Raw genomic sequence first — 19,032 nt, 5'->3', positions numbered from 1 at the left:
GCGCTCCAGTCTATTCCGTCGTGTGCTCGGATTCGCGCGATGCCGCGGCGCGACGTGCACCTTCCGCGGCTTTCTCGGCTTCTCTGGCGCGCTTTCGCAGGTTTTTGTCGCTGATCTCGCGATCACCGACAGCACCCGGCGTCCAGGCCTCGACGTCTTCATCGCCATAACTGCTCTTGGACGCGCGCCGCTTGACCGATGGAGCGACAGCTCCTGGCGCCAGCCGCCGCGCGGTAAGGAGGAAGCCTGTGTGCGCCACCATGCGGTGATCCGGACGCACAGCAAGACCCTCGACATGCCAGCCTCGCACCATGGTCTCTGAGGCATCGGGATCGGTGAAGAGGCCAGTGCCTCGAATATATTCTGCGACGCGAGAAAGTTGCGTTGCTGTCGCTACGTAGCAAAGCACAACCCCGCCAGGGGTGAGCGCATCAGCGACGACATCCATGCATTCCCAGGGCGCCAGCATGTCGAGGACGACACGATCAACGGATCCCGCTGAGACTTCGTGCGGGAGCTGCTCGACCAGGTCGCCCACAACGACGCGCCACGTATCCGGCCGCTCCCCGAAGAAGGTCTCGACATTGCCGCGTGCCACATCGGCGAAGTCTTCTCGGCGCTCGAACGAAATCAAGTTTCCGACAGGCCCGACCGCCCGCAACAGCGAGAGCGAAAGTGCCCCAGAGCCGACTCCAGCCTCCACAACCGTGGCGCCAGGAAAAATGTCGGCTTGCATGACGATCTGCGCCGCATCCTTCGGATAAACGATGGCGGCGCCACGCGGCATCGACATCGCGAAGTCCCGCAACAGCGGGCGCAGCGCGAGATATTCGTGACCGGAGCTGTTCGCGATGACGGAGCCGTCCGGCAGACCGATCAGATCGCGGTGGCGGAGAACACCCTGGTGCGTGTGAAGCTCGCCGTCTTCGCGAAGGGTGACGGTGTGCAGACGACCCTTGGGCCCTGTCAGCTGCACGCGATCACCCGCGCGGAATTCGCCGCTGGGCCGCTGGGCAGATGAATCCATCATCGGTTCGTTCCTGTCTCAGCGGCTTCGCTGTTGAAAAGTTCGGTGATGTCGGCTGCTCCCCTGCCTGCGAGGGTTGGCCAGAGTCCGTGTGCACCGAGGTGATCCAGCGGCACGATGTGCGGCACAGCGAGTGTCACCGCCCCTGATGCGAGACCTGCGCGCACGCCCGTCGGGGAATCTTCGATCACAAGCACCTCTGCAATGTCGACATCCAACAGCGCTGCCGCTTGCAGGTAAGGCTCGGGGTGCGGCTTCGGATTATCCACGTCATCACCAGCGACGACCAGATCAAATGCCTCGAAATCGATCAGCTCAACGACGTTCAGCGCCATCCTGCGCAAAGACATCGTCACCAGGGCAGTCGGAATTCCGGACTCTCGCAAATCCCGGAGGAGCTCCCGCGCTCCAGGGCGGAACGGAACGCCATTGGTGCGCAAAGATTCCTGCACCACGTCTGTGAGGTGAGAGACGATCGCTTCGGCTTCCATCTCGACACCGGCGTTCTGCAAAATGCCTGCACTATCGAGCAATCCGCTGCCGACGAGCTTGAGCGCATCTTCATGCGTCCAGGTCCCGCCGAAGGATTCGACAAGCGATGTCTCGGCGGCCATCCAATACGGTTCGGTGTCGACGAGTGTTCCATCCATGTCCCAAAGGACCGCGCTGGGCTTTCTGCTCACTGAACCCATGCTAGCCCGGCGCCGCGCACATCCCGCTTTCGCGGACTAGCCTGGAAGGATCACATCTGCGATATCGAAGGGAGCCCTCGATGGATGTTCTCGGTCAACGCATCATCATTGCCGCCTTCGACGGCTGGAACGATGCAGGAGAAGCCGCAAGCGGCGCGATCGAAGCGCTGCGCGCATCGACAGAGTACGACCTCGTCCACTCGGTCGACCCTGAGCTGTACTTCGACTACCAGTACACCCGACCTTCCACGCGCATGGATGCCGAAGGACGCCGTCAGCTCAAGTGGCCGGAGGCGGGTCTCTGGCGTCCCCGCAATCCAGGGCCGGGACCGGAGTTCTGGATCCTGACCGGGGCGGAGCCCGCACGCACGTGGCAAGCCTTCGTCTCCGAGTTCATCGACATCGCACTCCGCGACGACATCACAGGCCTGGTCACACTTGGTGCGATGCTCGCCGATGTTCCGCACACGCGGCCGATTTCGATCTTCTCTTCCAGTCAGAACGAGACAGTGCGCGAAGCAAGCGACGTGGAGCGCTCGCTCTATGAGGGACCGGTGGGCGTGCTCACCGTTTTTGAGCACTTTGCAGAGAGCGCCGGCATTCCTGCCGCAAGCCTCTGGGCGAGTGTGCCGCACTACGTGGCTTCGGCAACACCATCCCCGAAAGTCACCCTCGCGCTTTTGGACCGTTTGGAGCAGCTCACCGGACTCGACCTTGACCGCACGGCGTTGCACACGGAGTCAGCAGCCTGGGAAGCATCAATCGACGCTGCCGCGGCGGAAGACGAAGACATGGCCGAGTACATTCACCAACTCGAGCGCACCCGCGACACCTGGGATTCCCCAGAGGCATCGGGCGACGCTATCGCGCAGGCCTTTGAGAGATACCTTCGTCGTCGCGACGATGGCCCAGGTGATCGCAAGCGCTGAGTGATCGCAAGCGCTGAGTGATCGCTAGCGCTGAGCGCTGGTCAGGCCGCGATTACTCCGGTGCTGAGGAGCACCAGAAGCACAGTACCGAGCAAGATGCGGTAGATCACAAAAGGCAGGAAACTGCGCTTCGAGATCCAGTTCATGAAGAACGCGATCACTCCGAGCGCGACGATAAATGCGATGCCTGTCGCGGCGAGCGTGTCACCGAATGAGAAGAACGATGGCTCGCCCCAGCTCTTGAACACCTGGTAGAAACCACTGCCAAATACCGCGGGGATGGCCAGCAAGAAGGCGTAGCGTGCGGCAGCGGCGCGCTCGTACCCGAGGAAGAGTCCCATCGTAATCGTGCCGCCGGAGCGCGAGACCCCTGGGATTAGCGCCATCGCTTGTGCGAACCCAAACGCGATGCCGTGCGGGTAGGTGAGGTCGCCGAGAGTGCGGCGCTTTGCTCCCACATGGTCAGCGATCCCGAGCAAGATACCGAAGACGATGAGCATGATCGCAACGATCCACATGGAACGAAGCACTGTCTCGATCTGATCCTGGAACAGCAGACCCAACACAACAATCGGGATGCTGCCGATGATGATGAGCCATCCCATGCGGGCATCTGGGTCGTTGCGGGGCGCCTTGCCTGCGAGAGAGCGGAACCACTGCGTGACGATCCGCACGATATCGCGCCAGAAGAACACCACTACGGCAGCTTCCGTGCCGATCTGAGTGATGGCAGTGAACGCTGCGCCCGGGTCTTCTCCAGACGGCAGGAAGGTACCCAAGATGCGCAGGTGAGCGCTGGAAGAGATGGGAAGGAACTCTGTGAGTCCCTGGACGATGCCGAGAATCAATGCTTCAAGCAGGTGCATGGTGGGCCTTCAGTTGGATTCAGGACGGCATAGCGTTGCGCGTTCAGTACGAGCGGAACAAATCGGTCAGCACTCGCTGACCAAAGACAAGTGATTCTACGGGCACTCGCTCATCAACTCCGTGGAACATTCCTGTGAAGTCCAGATCGGCAGGGAGCTTCAGCGGCGCGAAGCCGTATCCGGTGATCCCGAGATATGCGAGCGCTTTGTTGTCGGTACCAGCGCCAAGCAGGTACGGGATGACCGGCACGCCTGGGTCATGCTTGCCGATGCTGGCAACCATCGCCTCGACGAGCTCGCCCTCGAACGGGGTCTCCATGCCGATGTCCCGCACAACGGTCTCAATCACGATGTCGTCGCCCACGATCGCTTGCAGTTCGGCGAGCACGTCGTCTTCGGTACCTGGAATCACGCGCACATCGATGAGCGCTTCGGCACGCTCGGGAATCACGTTGTGCTTGTACCCCGCCGTCAGCGCTGTCGGGTTCGAGGTTGTGCGAAAAGTCGACCGGAGAAACGCTTCCGCCGGGCCCGCAGCCGCAGCTAGTGCATCTGGATCGTCGACGCTGCGGCCACTGAGCGCGCTCAACCCTTCGAGCAGCTCCTTCGTGGTCGGCGTGAGATTGATGGGCCACTGGGTGCGACCGATTGCGGCGACGGCTTCGGCGAGCTTCACGACAGCGTTGTTGTCGTGCAGCCGACTGCCGTGACCTGCGCGACCCTTCGCCACCAGCCTGATCCAGATCATGGCCTTCTCCCCCACCTGCAGCAGGTATGCGCGCCGATCATCCACGGTGATCGAGTACCCGCCCACCTCGCTGATGGCTGCCGATGCCCCCTTGAACCACTCTGGGCGGTTCTGCACGACCAGGGTGGATCCCTCGACGCCGCCGTTTTCTTCGTCAGCGAAAAACGCCAGAATCAAGTCACGTTCCGGCTGCTCCCCACTCCGAAGAATTTCGGCGACGGAGGTCAGGATCATGGCGTTCATGTTTTTCATATCGACGGCGCCTCGCCCCCACAGCATGCCGTCTTTGATGAGGCCAGCGAACGGATCAACGCTCCAGTCCTCCGCCATCGCTGGCACCACGTCGAGATGACCGTGCACGACCAGTGCAGGCTTGTTCGGATCGCGGCCAGGAACCCGCGCCATCAGGTTGGTGCGACGCGGCACAGGCTCGTAATACTCGACCTCGAGCCCGAGCTCTTGGAGGTACCCGCCCACGTACTGCGCAGCCTCTCGCTCCCCCTTCGCGTTACCACCACCGAAGTTGGAAGTGTCGAAGCGAATCAGGTCGCTCGCGATGCGAGCCACCTCGGGAAGCGACGGATCTGTCATGTGACCAAGGGTATCGAAATAGCGTGCCACGCCCGGGCGTACGGCTCAGTTCGAGAGCCCGCAGAGAACGTGATAGTGTCATTCTTCGGTCGGCAACGATCATCCAAAACCTGCGCGGGTGGCGGAATGGTAGACGCGCTGCGTTGAGGTCGCAGTGCTCGAAAGGGCGTGGGGGTTCAAGTCCCCCTCCGCGCACAGGATGGAAAAGGCTCCCAGAAATGGGGGCCTTTTTCGCGTCCGGACATGGTGAACGGTTGAACCCCCGGTTTCGGGGGTTCAACCGTTTTTGCGTTGGTCGTTCTTGGTGGGGTCGAGGGTAACGAAACCCCAGTCGCGTGTGGCGACGTGCTATCCCTTCACGCAAAGGATCGTGTCGAGCTTCTGGACGACCTCGACAAGATCCGATTGCGCAGTGATCACGTCATCGAGCGACTTGTACGCGAGTGAGATCTCGTCGATCACCCCTTCGTCCTTGCGTGCCTCAATGCCGACCATCGTGCGTTCCACGTCCTCGGTGGTGAACCGGCGCTTCGCCTCGGCACGGCTCATCTTTCGCCCGGCACCGTGCGACGCACTGTTGAAGGACAGCGGGTTCCCCCGGCCGCGCACGATGTACGACCCGGTGGCCATGGAACCGGGAATGAGGGCCAACTCACCCTTTTTGGCGCTGATCGCGCCCTTCCGGGTGACGATCATCATGCGCCCGTCGATCAACTCCTCCGCCACGTAGTTGTGGTGGCAGTTGATTTCCTCGTCGAACGTCGTGACCTTACCGCGGTCACCGAAATACGCCTCGAGCTCGGCCTTCACCGTCTCCATCATCAGTGTGCGCGACAGCATCGCGAACTTCTGCGCCCAGCGCAGATCGTGGAGGTACTCGTCCATCTGCGGCGTACCCCTGTAGAACAAACTCAGTTCCCGCAGGTGCTTTGGTAGCGCCTGGTTCCGAGGGTCTTCCATCGCGATGCTGATGTGACGCTCAGCCAGGCTCTTGCCGATGTTCCGTGAACCGGAGTGAAGAGTTATCCACAGCCGACCGGTCGAGTCGTTGGTCAGCTCGATGAAGTGGTTCCCTCCGCCAAGAGAGCCCAGCTGGTGAGCCGCGCGTCCGCGCACGTCGGCGTCGCTGTGCTTCCTCTCCGAGAGATCGGCCTTCAGCCCGTCGATGGAGTTCAGGAACACTTCGTAGCGCTTCCGCTCGAACGGGCGCAGAACCTCCAGCTGATGCCCCGCCCGCTGGTGCGAGGCGAAACCAACAGGCACGACCTTCTGCCAGCGCAGACGAAGAGTATGCAGGTCACGGTCGCCCACATCCTCGAGGGTGAGATTCGTGCGTACTGCGTTTACTCCGCAGCCAATGTCTACCCCGACGGCCGCCGGCGCGAGGGCCTGCTCCATGGCGATGACGGACCCGACGGTGGCACCGTTACCCCAGTGCACGTCGGGCATCACGCGGAGGCCGTGCAAGCCGGGGAGTTCGCTGACGTTGCGGAGCTGCTGTAATGCGGACGGCTCGATTTCGTGCTCATTCGCCCACATCAACGTGGGGGCTGCTGCGCCACGGAGCGCGATGGGAAGCGGGGCTTCCATGGTTTTCTTCCTTCGGTCGGGTTTCTGTCGTCCACCTGCGCGGGGCCTACTTGCAAGGGGAGCCCCGCGCATGACGGTTTGCGCGACGCGAAGCCAATGGCGCTGAGGTCCGCGCCGAAGCGAGGGGTCGACAATAACAGCATCTCTCTGCTCGTAACGATCCGCGATCGGAAGCAACGGCATACCGGGGTGCGTCGCGTCCGGACTAGATACATTTACCGACCATAGGCGGAACATAGAAAGCACATAGCTTCAACTGGCGGAATGGAGTTCTTCATCCACCTACTGAAGGACACCGCTCGTGTACACGCTCCTCATGATCGCCGCAGACGTCATCGCCATCACGGTCCTCGCGCTCGGCATCTATTACACCCGCCACCGTCGTCGCGATCTCGTCGTCGCCTTCGTCGGAGTCAACATTGGCGTCCTCGCGGTCTCCGTCGTACTCGCGGGCTCCAGCGTGGCGCTCGGTCTGGGGCTTGGGCTCTTCGGCGTCCTATCTATCATCCGGTTGCGCTCGTCCGAAATTTCTCAGCGCGAGGTGGCGTATTACTTCGCCTCACTCGCATTGGGCCTCATCTCCGGTTTGACGAGCGACTTCTCCCCCATCGCGCTGGCACTTATGGCGCTCATCATCCTCGCCATGTTCGTTGCAGACCACCCGCGCCTGCTTTCCCGCTCTCGGCAGCTGGTGATGACACTTGACCGTGCTGAGGGCAACGAGCAGGAGCTTGCGTCGCACCTCGAACGCTTGCTCGGAGGCACCGTCACCCAGCTCTCGATTCTGCAGCTGGACTTCGTCAACGACACCACCCAGGTAGACGTTCGCTATCGCGTCGCAGCTGGCGCTGAGGTTCCCAGCGCATTGAGCGGAGCACGTCGATGATCGCGCAGTTCTCCTCGATCTCGCTCGAGGAAATGGTCAATGAGGCAGAGATGCTCACCCGAGTCGATCGCAAGTATGTGATGACAGCACAGCAGGCCGATGCCGTACTCGGCGAGCTTTCCGAACAGACCAGGGTTCTCACTATCGAGGGACGCCGCGCGTTCTCTTACGAGTCGCTCTATTTCGACACCGCCGACCTGCTGAGTTTTCGGATGGCAGCCCACGGTCGCCGTCGCCGGTTCAAGCTCCGCACGCGAAGCTACATCGATACGGGGAGTGCCTTCCTCGAGCTGAAGACCCGAGGTGCTCGAAGCACCACGGTCAAAGAGCGCATTGGCTACGACTTTGAGGCTCGGGACGAACTCACCCCCGAGGGAAGGGAATATGCCGCGGTTGGCCTGGGGGCGCTCGGCATTCCCCGGCTGCGCGAAGACGAGCTGAAGCCCACGCTCGCCACCCGTTACGAGCGGACCACACTGCTGGCGCACGGAGGTGGTGGTCGGGCAACGATCGACCGCAACCTCGCCTGGGAGCTCGCAGACGGGGCGAGCATGCGCGTGCCCGGCATGGTGATCGTTGAGACGAAGTCCGGTCAGCGAACAGGCGACCTCGACCGTTTGCTCTGGCGAAACGGCATCCGCCCTTCCACCATCAGTAAGTACGGCACAGGACTCGCCGCGTTGCGCCCCGATCTGCCTTCGAACAAGTGGGCGCGAGTGCTTCGGCGGAGCTTTGAGCCGGCTCTGGCCGTGGCCTGAGCTTGGGAACCGGTGTTTAGGCCACGGATACTCCGAAGATCAGCCCGAGAAGGTAAGTGATCGCCGCTGCGCCAAACCCAATCGCCAATTGGCGGAGGGCACGGCGTAGCGGCGGTCCACCCGAAAGAATGCCCACCATCGCGCCGGTGCTCAGAAGCGCGATCCCGACCAGCACCAGAGCGACGACAACCGCCGCCGTACCCTGCAGGCCGAAGATCCACGGGAGGACGGGGATGATGGCTCCTGAGGAGAAGAGCAAGAAGCTGGAGATGGCCGCCGACCAGTCGCCGCCGATAATGTCATTCTGATCGCCAACGGGGGTGCGCACCGGCCCGGTGGCCGTGCGTCCCGCACCCTTTTGCGCGGCGGCCACGATACGGCGAGCCCGCGCGAGAGATTCCAGCGGATCCATCCCCCGCGCACGGTAGACAAGGGCCAACTCGTTCTCGTCGATATCAAGATCGCCTGCTGAATCAGCGGCATCGTCGTTCGCTTCCGTCGCCGCGAGAAGCTCCCGCTGTGAACGCACGGAAACAAACTCGCCTGCGCCCATCGAGAGCGCACCGGCGAGCAGGCCCGCAAACCCGCTGAACAATACAAAACTGGAGCTGACCCCGGTTGCGCCGATGCCCAAAACGAGCGCGAGGTTGCTGACGAGTCCGTCGTTGGCACCAAAGACAGCGGCCCTGAACGATCCAGAGAGGCGGCGGCGGCCTCTGGCAGCGAGCCCCCTGACCACCTCGAAATGCACCTTCTCGTCGGCCCGCATCGCTGGTGTCGCGTACTGCTCCTCGTCATACGGAGAGCGTGCTTCCGCACTCTGAGCAAGCGCGAGCACAAAGATGGAGCCAAAGCGACCAGCCATCCATCCCAAAAACTGCGAATGGAAACCTGGTCGGGGCAACCGTGCGGGCTCGGCTCCGAGAAGATCGAGCCAATGCTGTTCGTGCCGCCGCTCAGCCTCCGCAAGGCTCAGAAGAATCTCCCGCTCCTCCCCCTCTCGCCGTGCAGCAAGCTTCTGGTAGACCGCACCTTCTGCACGCTCCTCGACCAGGTAGCGGGCCCAGCGCCGACGATCGGCTGCTGTCGGCTCTGGTGCGCTGGGCACAGGCATGGGTCCTCCCAAAGTTATGACCCGGCGTCCGGGCAACCGTTCCACGCTAGCCGTGTGGCCCTGCCGACGCCCTGCTCACGCCGGAATTGACAGCATTTCGGGGATCCGAACCCTTCGACAGGCTCAGGGACCACCCTTCGACAGGCTCAGGGAGCGCGACTGGGTCGCTGAGCTTGTCGAAGCGTCCCCCGCCCTTCGACTGGCTCAGGGAGCGCGACAGGCTCAGGGAGCGCGACTGGGTCGCTGAGCCTGTCGAAGCGTCCCCGGTCTCAGGAACGGACGCGCTTGCGGAGAACCTCGATACGAGACTGCAGCTGGGTGACCGTCGCTTGCGCGACGGCCGGACCGCCGCAGATACGGCGAAGCTCCGCGTGCACAGCACCGTGCGGCTCGCCTTTTTGCCTCGCGTACAGGCCGACAAGACTATTCAGGAGTTGTCGTTGTTCCTTGAGCGTGCGATGAAGCGGCGCGGGGAGCGTGGTTGTCTCTGTCGGACCGGCCGAAGCTTCCCGAGCCTCACGCAAACGCGACTGCCGTGTCTGTCGTTGCATCAACAGTTCATGCACGTGCTCAGGTTCAAGCAAGCCGGGGAAGCCGATGAACTCTTCTTCTTCTGGAGTGCCCGGTTCAGCCAATTGGCCGAACTCCTGCCCCTCGAAGACGACTCTGTCGAAGTGCGCCACCGAAGAGAGTGCTTGATAGCTGAACTCCTGCGTCAGCGCGTCAGAGGAGTCTTCTTCGCGGTTCGCGCTCTCGAGGAGCGAGTCGTCAAGACCATCATCGTCTGCGGACTGTCTGTCCAGCGCGTGGTCGCGCTGCTTGTCCATCTCATTCGCCAGCCCCATGAGAACAGGCACCTGAGGCAGAAAGACGCTGGCTGCTTCACCGCGACGGCGCGCGCGCACGAATCGGCCGATCGCCTGCGCGAAAAAGAGCGGAGTCGACGACGAGGTGGCATAGACGCCGACGGCGAGACGCGGTACGTCGACCCCTTCAGACACCATGCGCACTGCCACCATCCAGCGAGCGTTGCTTTCGCTGAACTTCTCGATGCGTTCCGAGGCGGACGCATCATCTGACAAAACGACGGTCGGCTGCTGACCTGTGATGCTGTGCAGGATTTTGGCGTACGCACGAGCGACGGTCTGATCTGTCGCCAGTACGAGTCCCCCGGCATCTGGAACGTGATGCCGGATCTCGGTGAGCCGCCGGTCTGCTGCCGAAAGCACGGCCGGCATCCACTCCCCCTCTGGGTCCAACGCCGTGCGCCAGGCCTGAGAAGTCACGTCTTTGGTGTTGTCCTGACCGAGGTGCGTCTCCAGCTCGTCGCCGGAACTTGACCGCCAACGCATCTTTCCCGCGTACATGTGAAAAAGCACCGGGCGCACAACACCGTCTGCCAGCGCTCTGCCATAGCCGTAGCTGTAGTCGGTGCGCGAGATGCGGGCCCCTGATTCGTCGGGGTGGTATTCCACGAACGGAATCGGTGCCGTATCACTCCGAAAAGGAGTACCCGAAAGAAGCAGCCGTCGCTTCGCCGGGCCATAGGCGTCGCGGATCGCGTCACCCCAACTCAACGCATCGCCGCCGTGGTGCACCTCGTCGAGGATCACCAGCGTCTTGGCATCTTCGGTCAGATGTCGATGCACAGACGATTTCGCCGCCACCTGCGCATAGGTCACCACCGCGCCGTGATAGTGCCGCGCAGGAGCCCAGTGACTGTTGCGGAACCGCGGATCCAGTCGAATATTCACCTTGGCGGCCGCATCGGCCCACTGCGTCTTGAGATGCTCGGTGGGCGCGACCACGATGATGCGATTGACCTCACCCGAACGCATGAGTTCGACGGCAAGTGTCAGCGCAAAGGTGGTCTTGCCAGCGCCCGGCGTTGCGGCAACGAGGAAGTCTCTCTGCTCTGCCTCAAAGTAGCGTTCAAGCGCTTCCTGCTGCCAGGCACGCAGCTTGTTCGCGGTTCCCCAAGGGGCGCGCTGAGGAAAGGACGGAGAGAGCATCGACTCCACGATAATCGTTGCCGCCGACACTGGCTCACGCATCGGGTGTTCCGGGTACTCCCCTCACCCAGCGAGGTCCGTGCAGGTAAACTCGGTCATTGCGCCGTGGCCATCGTTGCGCCACAGAACGTAAGCGAAGGAGAGACCGGATGCCAGAGCAGGATTCGACTCGTACCCCCTATATTCCGAACGAAACTGCGCATCCTTGGCGCCGGTTCGTCGCGATCGGTGACTCTTTCACTGAAGGGATTGGCGACCCGGACCCCGCTAATCCAGGCCACCACCGTGGCTGGGCAGACCGCGTCGCAGAAGTGCTCGCGAGCCAGGTAGATGACTTTGCGTACGCGAATCTGGCCGTGCGCGGAAAACTGATCGCGCAGATCGTCGCCGACCAGATTGAGCCTGCGGTCGCACTGCGTCCTGACCTCGTATCGATTTGCGCCGGTGGTAACGACGCCATCCGCCCCGGCACCGACCCCGATGCGATGGCGACCCAGCTCGACGACGCCGTGGCACGCCTGGCTTCAACCGGCGCAGCCGTCCTGCTATTCACCGGCCTCGACACCGGATTCACGCCTGTCTTCCGCGCATTCCGCGGCAAGGTAGCGATCTTCAATGAGAACGTCCGCACCATCGCCGAACGCCATGACTGCATCGTTGCCGATCAATGGGCGCTCAAGACTGTGCAGGACATGCGGTTCTTCGACGACGACCGTCTGCACTTCAACGCTTTGGGCCACCACGAAGTCGCGCGGATGGTGTTGCGCACGCTCAATGTGCCCAACGACCTCGAACCGATGCAGCCGGAGCCATTCCCGCTGCGCACATGGCGCGAGGCCCGCTCCGAAGACTTCGGATGGGCGCGCGAGCACCTTGTACCGTGGGTACTGCGCCGGCTGCGGCATCAGTCGTCTGGCGACAACCTGGTCGCGAAGCGACCTGACCCGTCCCCCGTCTTTCTGCCGCCGCGCGACTAGATCAACCGGCACGACGCTTGCGTCGCGCCGGTCAGCGCTCCGTGTTCATCTTGTCGCGTAGAACGCGACTGCGGTTGCGGCTGCCACATTCAGCGAATCAACGCCGCCCATCATCGGAATGGTGACGCGACGATCAAGCAAAGCATCCGTCGCCGGGGTGATGCCATCGCCTTCAGTACCGAAGACGAATGCAACTCTCTCGTGCCGCTCTGAAACCAGATGGTCGAGAGTGATGGCGCCCTCCCCCAGTGTCATTCCCGCAATGACGTAGCCCTCGTCTTTGAGCTCGTCGATGCCCGCCGGCCAGATCGGAATCCTGGTCCACGGGATCTGAAAGACAGTCCCCATCGAGACGCGCACCGATCGTCGATACAGCGGATCAGCGCAGGTCGGCGTTACCAGCACCGCATCCACGCCGAGCGCAGCGGCGTTGCGGAACGCACTGCCAACGTTGGCGTGGTCGGTCAGGCCCTCCAAGATGGCGATGCGCGAGGCACCGTTGAGCACTTCTCGGACTGCAGCAAGCGGCGGCCTGTGCATCGCCGCCATTGCTCCGCGGTGCACGGCAAAACCCGTCACCGCTTCGGCCACAGTGTCTGGCACGACATAGACAACCACATCGAGGTCGCCGACGATTTGACGGATGCCGTCGACCCACCGTGCCTGCACAAGCACAGACCGTGGTTGGTGACCGGCAGAAACCGCCCGCGCGATCACTTTCGCAGACTCGGCGATGTACAGCCCGCCCGCGGGTTCCCGCACGGCACGAAGCGCTGTGTCGGTCAGGCCACGATAGTCATCGAGGCGTCGGTCAGCGGCATCGGTCACAGTCACAAGCTCCACGGGCTCCACTCTGCCATCGTGCGCCCCGTAGACTCGCTCGCGGAGGTCATGTGAGCGCGTCGAATACTGCCGATTTATCGGCCACCATCGCCCATGCTGCCGAGTTGTTGCAGGAGAAGCGCATCGCCCTGCTGACGGGCGCTGGCATTTCTACCGACTCGGGCATTCCCGCGTATCGGGGAGAAGGCGCACGGACTCGTAGCGATCCGATGACCATCCAGACCTATCTGGGAGATGAAGCGGCGCGACGGCGATATTGGATTGGCGGGCATCTCGGCTGGCAGGCTTTCGCGCACGCCGATCCCAACGCAGGACACACCGCTCTGGCCGAACTTGAAGCGGCCGGCCCCGTGTCAGGCGTCATCACTCAAAACGTCGATGGTCTGCATCTGCGAGCTGGCAGCACACACGTTATCGAGGTCCACGGCACAATGCGCCGCGTCCTGTGTTTGCGGTGCGGGCAGGTGTTTGACAGACGCGATATCGCTGTGCAGATCGAAGATCTGAATCCGTGGATCACGGTGCCGGAGAACGTCGCACTCGCACCAGACGGCGACGTGCTTCCCGAGAGCATTGAAGGATTCATCGTCCCGGTGTGCACAGTGTGCGAAGGCATGCTGAAGCCGGATGTCGTCTTCTTCGGCGAGTATGTGCCCCAGGATCGCTTTCGCGCGGCGGAGTCGTTGTTGCGCTCCAGTTCCGCGATGATCGTCGCTGGCTCATCACTCGTCGTGAACTCCGGTGTTCGCCTAGTCGAGCGGGCCCGCCGACGCGGCATTCCGCTCATCATCATCAACCGTGAGCCCACGCGCGCGGATGTCTGGGCCGATGTCACCATCGCCGCGGGCACCAGTGATGTGCTCCCCGCCCTACAGGAACTTCTTTCGTGACTTACATCACCCTCGTCCGCCATGGTCAAACCGACTGGAACCTGGCGAAGCGAATTCAAGGCTCCACAGACATTCCCCTGAACGACACCGGCCGTGAAGATGCGCGTTGGGCGGCAGAGCAACTCGCCGCGGGTACGCACCACACGGTATACACGAGCCCGCTAGTGCGAGCACGGGAGACCGGTGAGATCATCGCGAACCGTCTCGGCATTGCGATCGCGGGGGTGGTGCCCGATGTTCGCGAGCGTGAGTTTGGGGAGGGCGAAGGCATGCTGGTCCCCGAGTTCATCGACAAGTATGGCGATTGGCATGCAGCGGTCCCAGGTGCAGAGTCTTTGTCGGATGTGGGCGCCCGAGCCATCGAGGCGCTGCACACTATCGCGGCCGAAGCACGACGCCGATCGAGTCCCGTCGCTGAGTCAGTAATCGTGGTCGCGCATGGCGGCGTGATCAGAGCCGTGATCGATCACGTATCCAGCGGTACGCTGCCGCGCGATGGCGAACCCATCCTCAATGGGTCAGCGCATCGCTTTTTGGCGACACCCGGATATCTGCGCCTGCTCGAAGAGTCGCCAGTTCTCTAACTCGCGCACGGTCATCGGCATCTCCCTGCGTTCACAACTCAGGAAGAACCGCTGCCGCAGCCCGTTTTGCTGTCTATCTGGCCGGTTTGCGGGCTATTTCCTGAGTTATGAACGGGGTCCGCGGGAGACAGCGCCGCGGGAGACAGTGGCGCGGGAGACGACAGAACGCGCGTGTCGCAGCACGGGCTCATCGATCATGCGCCCGTCAAAACGGAAGACGCCGCGTTCGTGCGCTGCTGCCGAGAGAACGGCATGTGCCCAGGCAACGCTTGCGTCGTCTGGACGATACGCGTCTCGAATCACGGCGACCTGCTGAGGATGGATGCACGCGGTCGCTCGAAAACCCGAGGCAGCGGCGTCAATAGCCTCGCGCTCCAGCCCGGCCGCATCATCGAGATTGATGTGCACGGCGTCGATCGCCGCCTTCCCGTGTGCTCCAGCCTCCAGCAGCACCCGAGATCGGGCGTAGCGTGCGATATCGCGGTAACCACCGTCAGAATTTCTCGAGGAGGTCCCTCCGAGGGACGCGACCAGATCTTCTGCACCCCACATCATCGCGACGATAAGCGGGTGGGCTGCAATGCTGGCCGCCGCATGAACGCCCCGCGCCGTCTCACACAGTGCGATCAATGAGTACCGGTCGTCAAAAGCGGAGAAGCTCTCGGGGGTCTCACTTTTCGCCACCATAATCGTCGAAAAATCGGTCTGCGCGAGCGCCTCAAGGTCCGAAGCGAAGGCGTCGGTTCCTGGCGCATTCACGCGCACGATCACGCGCGCCGGGTCTACGTCAGCATCGATGAGATTCCGGCGGGCAGTTGCTTTCGCATCAGGGAGGACCGCGTCTTCGAGATCGAGAATCACGGCATCCGCGCGTTCAAGCGCTGTAGCGAAGCGCTCTGGTCTGTCAGCGGGGCAAAACAAGAGCGCCGGACCGAGATCGAACGTCATAGTGCCGACTCCTCCGGTTGGCAGAGCACGAGGACAGATCGCACTGCGGTGGCAACGACGGTGCCGTCTTGGTTGCGTCCGGTGTGCGCGATGTGCACGATTCCCTGACCAGGCCTCGACGATGACAGCCGCTTCTGCATGATCGTGCTCTCGGTGTAAAGCGTGTCCCCCGCAAACAGCGGATGAGGAAAAACGATGTCGCCGAGGCCGAGCTGCGCAACCAAAGTGCCCTGCGTCAACTGCGCAACCGACGCACCAACCATCGTCGACAGCGTCCACATCGAATTCATCACACGCGCGCGAAACGGCTCCTGCGCGTCGGCAAACGCCGCATCCAGATGCAACGCCTGCGTGTTCATCGTGAGTGTGGTGAAGAGAACATTGTCTGCCTCGGTGGCCGTGCGACCTGGGCGATGCAGATACCGGGCGTCCACCACGAATTCCTCGTAGTACAGCCCGCGCTGGAGGATGTCGTTCGCGCTCATACCGCCACGCTACCCGGCCAGTCCGAGACCTCGAGCGATCACGAGGAGCTGAACTTCGGTTGTGCCTTCGCCGATCTCCAGAATCTTGGAGTCGCGATAGTGACGCGCCACCGGGAACTCGTTCATAAAGCCGTTGCCTCCGAAGATCTGCGTCGCGTCTCTGGCATTGTCCATTGCCGCCTCTCCCGCCACGAGCTTGGCAATCGCCGCTTCTTCTGCGAACGGTTTTCCGGTATCGCGGAGTCGCGCAGCATGGTGCCACGCCAGGCGAGCGGTGTGCACACGAGCACGCATACGCGCGAGCGTGAACTGGGCATTCTGCCTCGTGCTGAGAGCAGCGCCGAAGATTGTCCGGCTCTTGGCGTACTCGACCGCGGCTTCGAGACAGCCCTCAGCGGCCCCTGTCGAAAGGGCGGCGATGGCGATGCGTCCTTCATCCAGAATGCTGAGGAAGCTGCGGAACCCCGTCCCGCGCTCCCCCAAAAGATTGGCTGCCGGCACACGAGCGCCATCGAAGGTCAGTGGGTGGGTGTCTGAAGCGTTCCACCCCACTTTGTCGTACGGCGCTTCGACGGTGAAGCCTGGTGTTCCGTTCGGAACAATGATGGTGGAGATCTCCTTGCGGCCGTTCTCGTTTCCTGTCACCGCAGTCACCGTGACGAAGCGGGTGATGGGCGTCCCCGAGTTGGTGATGAACTGTTTCGAGCCATCGATCACCCACTCATCACCATCGAGCCGCGCTGTCGTCCTGGTGGCTCCCGCATCGCTGCCGGCCTCCGGCTCGGTGAGACCGAAACCCGCCAACGCTCTGCCGGCGAGAAGATCGGGAAGAAGCTCTTGACGCTGAGCATCTGTACCAAACCGATAGATCGGCATCGCGCCGAGACTGACACCGGCTTCGAGTGTGATTGCGATGGACTGGTCGACGCGCGCCAACGCTTCGATCGCAATACCGAGTGCCATGTAGTCACCGCCCTGCCCACCGTGTTCTTCGGGGAACGGCAGTCCGAACAGTCCGAGGTCGCCCATCTGAGCAACAACGTCCATCGAGAGCGAGTGCGTGCGATCGGCTTCGTATGCCTGTGGAGCGACAACAGTCTCTGCGAACTCGCGCACCATTCCCGCAAGCTCGCGCTCCTCCTCTGACAGGTCGTGCATGTTCAACTCTCCTCCGTTTTCACACGGACGACCGGTTGGTCGCGCCGCACCTGATCGCCCACAGCGACCAGCAGGTGCACCACGCCATCGTGCGGCGCGAGCACCTGGTGTTCCATCTTCATCGCCTCGATAACAACCAACGGAGCACCGGCGGCGACAGTGGCGCCCTCCGTTGCATGCACCGCCACCACGGTGCCCGGCATCGGAGCACGGCCTTCGGGTTGCGTGGTTGCTGATCCTGTCTCACGCTCGGCAAGACGCCGCTTCATTTGCTGACGCCTGCTGAGGGGACGAATCCGCACAGTGTTGCCCTCTTCGGCGACCCATACTGCGCCATCTGCGTCGACGGCTGCGGGTAGGAGATGCGAATGCGGCATCGGCATCGGCATCGGCGCATCGAGGGTCAGGAGCTCATCGTCGTCGCTGAGCGCGATGAACGGCTCCGCGGCGGCGCAATCAGCTCCGAGCCTCCAGCCCGCGAGCTCTCGCCACAAAGGGTGTGTGCGAAGCGGCGTCACAGAGCGCGAGACCGCGTGTTTCGCTGCCGCAAGTTGTAGGGGCGACGGACGCACCGAGAGCACGGGAAGCAGAGTCTCGATCAGTCCAGTGTCGAGATCGCCGGCCATGACGCGAGAGTTTTGGCACAGAGTACGAAGGAACCGGATATTCGTTTCGATGCCTAACACGACAGTGCGCGCGAGCGCCTGGTCCAGTCGAGCGAGCGCTGTATCGCGATCATCCGCGAACGCGATAACCTTGGCGATCATGGGATCGTAGAAGCCTGTCACCTCGCTCCCCGTCTCAATTGCGGCCTCTACCCGGACGCCGGTGGGCGGTTCGAAAAGCAGCACTCGCCCGGTGGAGGGCACGAATCCTCTTTCCGGTGACTCGGCGTAGATGCGTGCCTCCACCGCATGCCCCGCGAGTTGCGGACTGACGTCGAGTGCAAGCCCGTCCGCGGCCCGTAATTGTAGAGCGACGAGGTCGATTCCGGTGACCTCCTCTGTTACCGGATGCTCTACCTGGAGCCGAGTGTTCATCTCGATGAAGAAGACATCTTCCGGGGCATCCGCATCGACAAGAAACTCCACTGTGCCCGCGCCGATGTACTTCACGCTTTCGGCCGTCAGCACCGCAGCCGCCAGTATCCGAGTGCGCGTTTCTTCAGGGATGCCGGCGGACGGTGCCTCTTCGATGACCTTTTGATGGCGACGCTGCAAAGTGCACTCGCGTTCGCCCAGCGTAAGCACAGTGCCGAAAGTATCGCCAAAGACCTGTACTTCGATGTGTCGTGGCCGTCTGATCAGCCGTTCGAGTATCAAGGAATCGTCGCCGAAAGCGGCGACAGCGACCCTGCGCGCCGAGGCAAGGGCCGAGAGCAGTCCGCGGGGTTCAGCAACGACTTCCATGCCTTTGCCACCGCCACCTGCGCTGGGTTTAACAAGGAGTGGGTACCCGATCCGGTCTGCTTCTTCCCTGATCTCAGTGTCGGAGAGACCCTTGGCGTCAAAGCCTGGAACCACGGGAACGCCGTGCCGCTGCACGTGCTCACGCGCGCGGGCTTTGTCTCCCATAATCTGCAACGCTTCGATCGACGGACCAATGAAGACGATGCCGCTCTCCGCACACGCATCCGCAAGGCCGACACTTTCGGAGAGGAACCCATATCCAGGGTGGATCGCCTGTGCGCCAGACGTGCGCGCTGCCGCGATCACCGCGTCGATATCGAGGTAAGACTCGGCGGCGGGTGCTGCTCCGATCCGCACAGCGGTATCAGCCTCCCGCACGTGAGGTGAGGTGGCGTCAGCGTCGCTGTACACGGCGACGCTACGAATCCCGAGGTCACGCAGCGTGCGAATCACTCGGCGGGCGATCTCACCCCGGTTGGCGACCAGAACGGTGTCAAAGGAAATGCTGTTCGAGGTAGGCATATC

18 protein-coding genes and 1 tRNA gene are annotated in these 19,032 nt (G+C 62.6%); 7 read left to right on the top strand and 12 right to left on the bottom strand.

Annotated features, from left to right (window positions below; genetic code table 11):
• Positions 1–10 precede the first annotated feature (10 nt).
• Positions 11–1,030, bottom strand: coding sequence for a tRNA (adenine-N1)-methyltransferase (locus AB0O87_RS10075; RefSeq protein WP_363514970.1), 1,020 nt, complete (start codon positions 1,028–1,030; stop codon positions 11–13).
• On the bottom strand, positions 1,027–1,710 hold the full coding sequence (locus AB0O87_RS10070) for an HAD family phosphatase (protein ID WP_363514967.1): 684 nt from the start codon (positions 1,708–1,710) through the stop codon (positions 1,027–1,029). The genes AB0O87_RS10075 and AB0O87_RS10070 overlap by 4 nt, the downstream gene beginning before the upstream one ends.
• Before the next feature lie 89 nt (positions 1,711–1,799).
• On the opposite strand from AB0O87_RS10070, the gene AB0O87_RS10065 reads away from it, so the two are divergent.
• Positions 1,800–2,648 carry a PAC2 family protein gene (locus AB0O87_RS10065; RefSeq protein ID WP_363514964.1) on the top strand — a complete coding sequence of 283 codons (849 nt, stop codon included), beginning with the start codon at positions 1,800–1,802 and terminating at the stop codon, positions 2,646–2,648.
• A 41-nt stretch (positions 2,649–2,689) separates the two neighbouring features.
• On the opposite strand, the gene AB0O87_RS10060 is transcribed toward AB0O87_RS10065, so the two are convergent.
• On the bottom strand, positions 2,690–3,514 hold the full coding sequence (locus AB0O87_RS10060; protein ID WP_363514961.1) for an undecaprenyl-diphosphate phosphatase: 825 nt from the start codon (positions 3,512–3,514) through the stop codon (positions 2,690–2,692).
• Positions 3,515–3,557: 43 nt separating this feature from the next.
• Positions 3,558–4,853, bottom strand: a complete 1,296-nt coding sequence (locus AB0O87_RS10055; protein WP_363514958.1) for a M20/M25/M40 family metallo-hydrolase — start codon at positions 4,851–4,853, stop codon at positions 3,558–3,560.
• Between the two features lie 112 nt (positions 4,854–4,965).
• Here AB0O87_RS10055 and AB0O87_RS10050 point away from each other — a divergent pair.
• Positions 4,966–5,048, top strand: a tRNA-Leu gene (locus AB0O87_RS10050).
• A 153-nt stretch (positions 5,049–5,201) separates the two neighbouring features.
• Here AB0O87_RS10050 and AB0O87_RS10045 read toward each other — a convergent pair.
• Complete coding sequence (locus AB0O87_RS10045) at positions 5,202–6,443, bottom strand: RtcB family protein (protein ID WP_363514955.1); 1,242 nt, start codon at positions 6,441–6,443, stop codon at positions 5,202–5,204.
• Positions 6,444–6,759: 316 nt separating this feature from the next.
• On the opposite strand from AB0O87_RS10045, the gene AB0O87_RS10040 reads away from it, so the two are divergent.
• Both AB0O87_RS10040 and AB0O87_RS10035 read left to right on the top strand, forming a co-directional pair.
• Entirely contained in the window at positions 6,760–7,329 is a 570-nt protein-coding gene (locus tag AB0O87_RS10040; protein WP_363514952.1) for a DUF4956 domain-containing protein, read from the top strand.
• Entirely contained in the window at positions 7,326–8,087 is a 762-nt protein-coding gene (locus tag AB0O87_RS10035; protein WP_363514949.1) for a polyphosphate polymerase domain-containing protein, read from the top strand. Before AB0O87_RS10040 ends, AB0O87_RS10035 begins: the two co-directional genes overlap by 4 nt.
• A gap of 16 nt (positions 8,088–8,103) precedes the next feature.
• Here AB0O87_RS10035 and AB0O87_RS10030 read toward each other — a convergent pair whose 3' ends face one another.
• Positions 8,104–9,201, bottom strand: a complete 1,098-nt coding sequence (locus AB0O87_RS10030) for a VIT1/CCC1 family protein (protein WP_363514946.1) — start codon at positions 9,199–9,201, stop codon at positions 8,104–8,106.
• Positions 9,202–9,470: 269 nt separating this feature from the next.
• Positions 9,471–11,255, bottom strand: coding sequence for a DEAD/DEAH box helicase (locus AB0O87_RS10025; protein WP_363514943.1), 1,785 nt, complete (start codon positions 11,253–11,255; stop codon positions 9,471–9,473).
• Between the two features lie 107 nt (positions 11,256–11,362).
• Here AB0O87_RS10025 and AB0O87_RS10020 point away from each other — a divergent pair, with 107 nt between their 5' ends.
• Positions 11,363–12,190 (top strand): SGNH/GDSL hydrolase family protein, encoded by an 828-nt coding sequence (locus AB0O87_RS10020; protein WP_363514940.1) that lies wholly within the window; start codon positions 11,363–11,365, stop codon positions 12,188–12,190.
• A 45-nt stretch (positions 12,191–12,235) separates the two neighbouring features.
• Here AB0O87_RS10020 and AB0O87_RS10015 read toward each other — a convergent pair whose 3' ends face one another.
• Positions 12,236–13,033 (bottom strand): RNA methyltransferase, encoded by a 798-nt coding sequence (locus tag AB0O87_RS10015; RefSeq protein WP_363514937.1) that lies wholly within the window; start codon positions 13,031–13,033, stop codon positions 12,236–12,238.
• A 50-nt stretch (positions 13,034–13,083) separates the two neighbouring features.
• Here AB0O87_RS10015 and AB0O87_RS10010 point away from each other — a divergent pair, with 50 nt between their 5' ends.
• On the top strand, positions 13,084–13,923 hold the full coding sequence (locus AB0O87_RS10010; RefSeq protein ID WP_363514934.1) for a Sir2 family NAD-dependent protein deacetylase: 840 nt from the start codon (positions 13,084–13,086) through the stop codon (positions 13,921–13,923).
• A complete protein-coding gene (locus tag AB0O87_RS10005; RefSeq protein ID WP_363514931.1) occupies positions 13,920–14,507 on the top strand; it encodes a histidine phosphatase family protein in 588 nt (195 codons plus the stop codon). The genes AB0O87_RS10010 and AB0O87_RS10005 overlap by 4 nt, the downstream gene beginning before the upstream one ends.
• A gap of 105 nt (positions 14,508–14,612) precedes the next feature.
• On the opposite strand, the gene AB0O87_RS10000 is transcribed toward AB0O87_RS10005, so the two are convergent.
• From AB0O87_RS10000 to AB0O87_RS09985, 4 genes are read right to left on the bottom strand one after another with little or no spacing between them, the layout of a single operon-like run.
• A complete protein-coding gene (locus AB0O87_RS10000; protein WP_363514928.1) occupies positions 14,613–15,455 on the bottom strand; it encodes a CoA ester lyase in 843 nt (280 codons plus the stop codon).
• Complete coding sequence (locus tag AB0O87_RS09995) at positions 15,452–15,940, bottom strand: MaoC family dehydratase (RefSeq protein ID WP_363514925.1); 489 nt, start codon at positions 15,938–15,940, stop codon at positions 15,452–15,454. Before AB0O87_RS09995 ends, AB0O87_RS10000 begins: the two co-directional genes overlap by 4 nt.
• A gap of 9 nt (positions 15,941–15,949) precedes the next feature.
• A complete protein-coding gene (locus tag AB0O87_RS09990) occupies positions 15,950–17,104 on the bottom strand; it encodes an acyl-CoA dehydrogenase family protein (protein ID WP_363514922.1) in 1,155 nt (384 codons plus the stop codon).
• Positions 17,101–19,029 carry a biotin carboxylase N-terminal domain-containing protein gene (locus AB0O87_RS09985; RefSeq protein WP_363514919.1) on the bottom strand — a complete coding sequence of 643 codons (1,929 nt, stop codon included), beginning with the start codon at positions 19,027–19,029 and terminating at the stop codon, positions 17,101–17,103. The genes AB0O87_RS09990 and AB0O87_RS09985 overlap by 4 nt, the downstream gene beginning before the upstream one ends.
• Positions 19,030–19,032: the final 3 nt, after the last annotated feature.

The organism is Microbacterium sp. NPDC076768 (genome assembly GCF_040687205.1).
In the GTDB taxonomy this organism is placed as follows: Bacteria; Actinomycetota; Actinomycetes; order Actinomycetales; family Microbacteriaceae; genus Microbacterium.
Note: the sequence above shows the minus strand (reverse complement) of the source record. Positions and strands in the feature narration are given on the sequence as shown.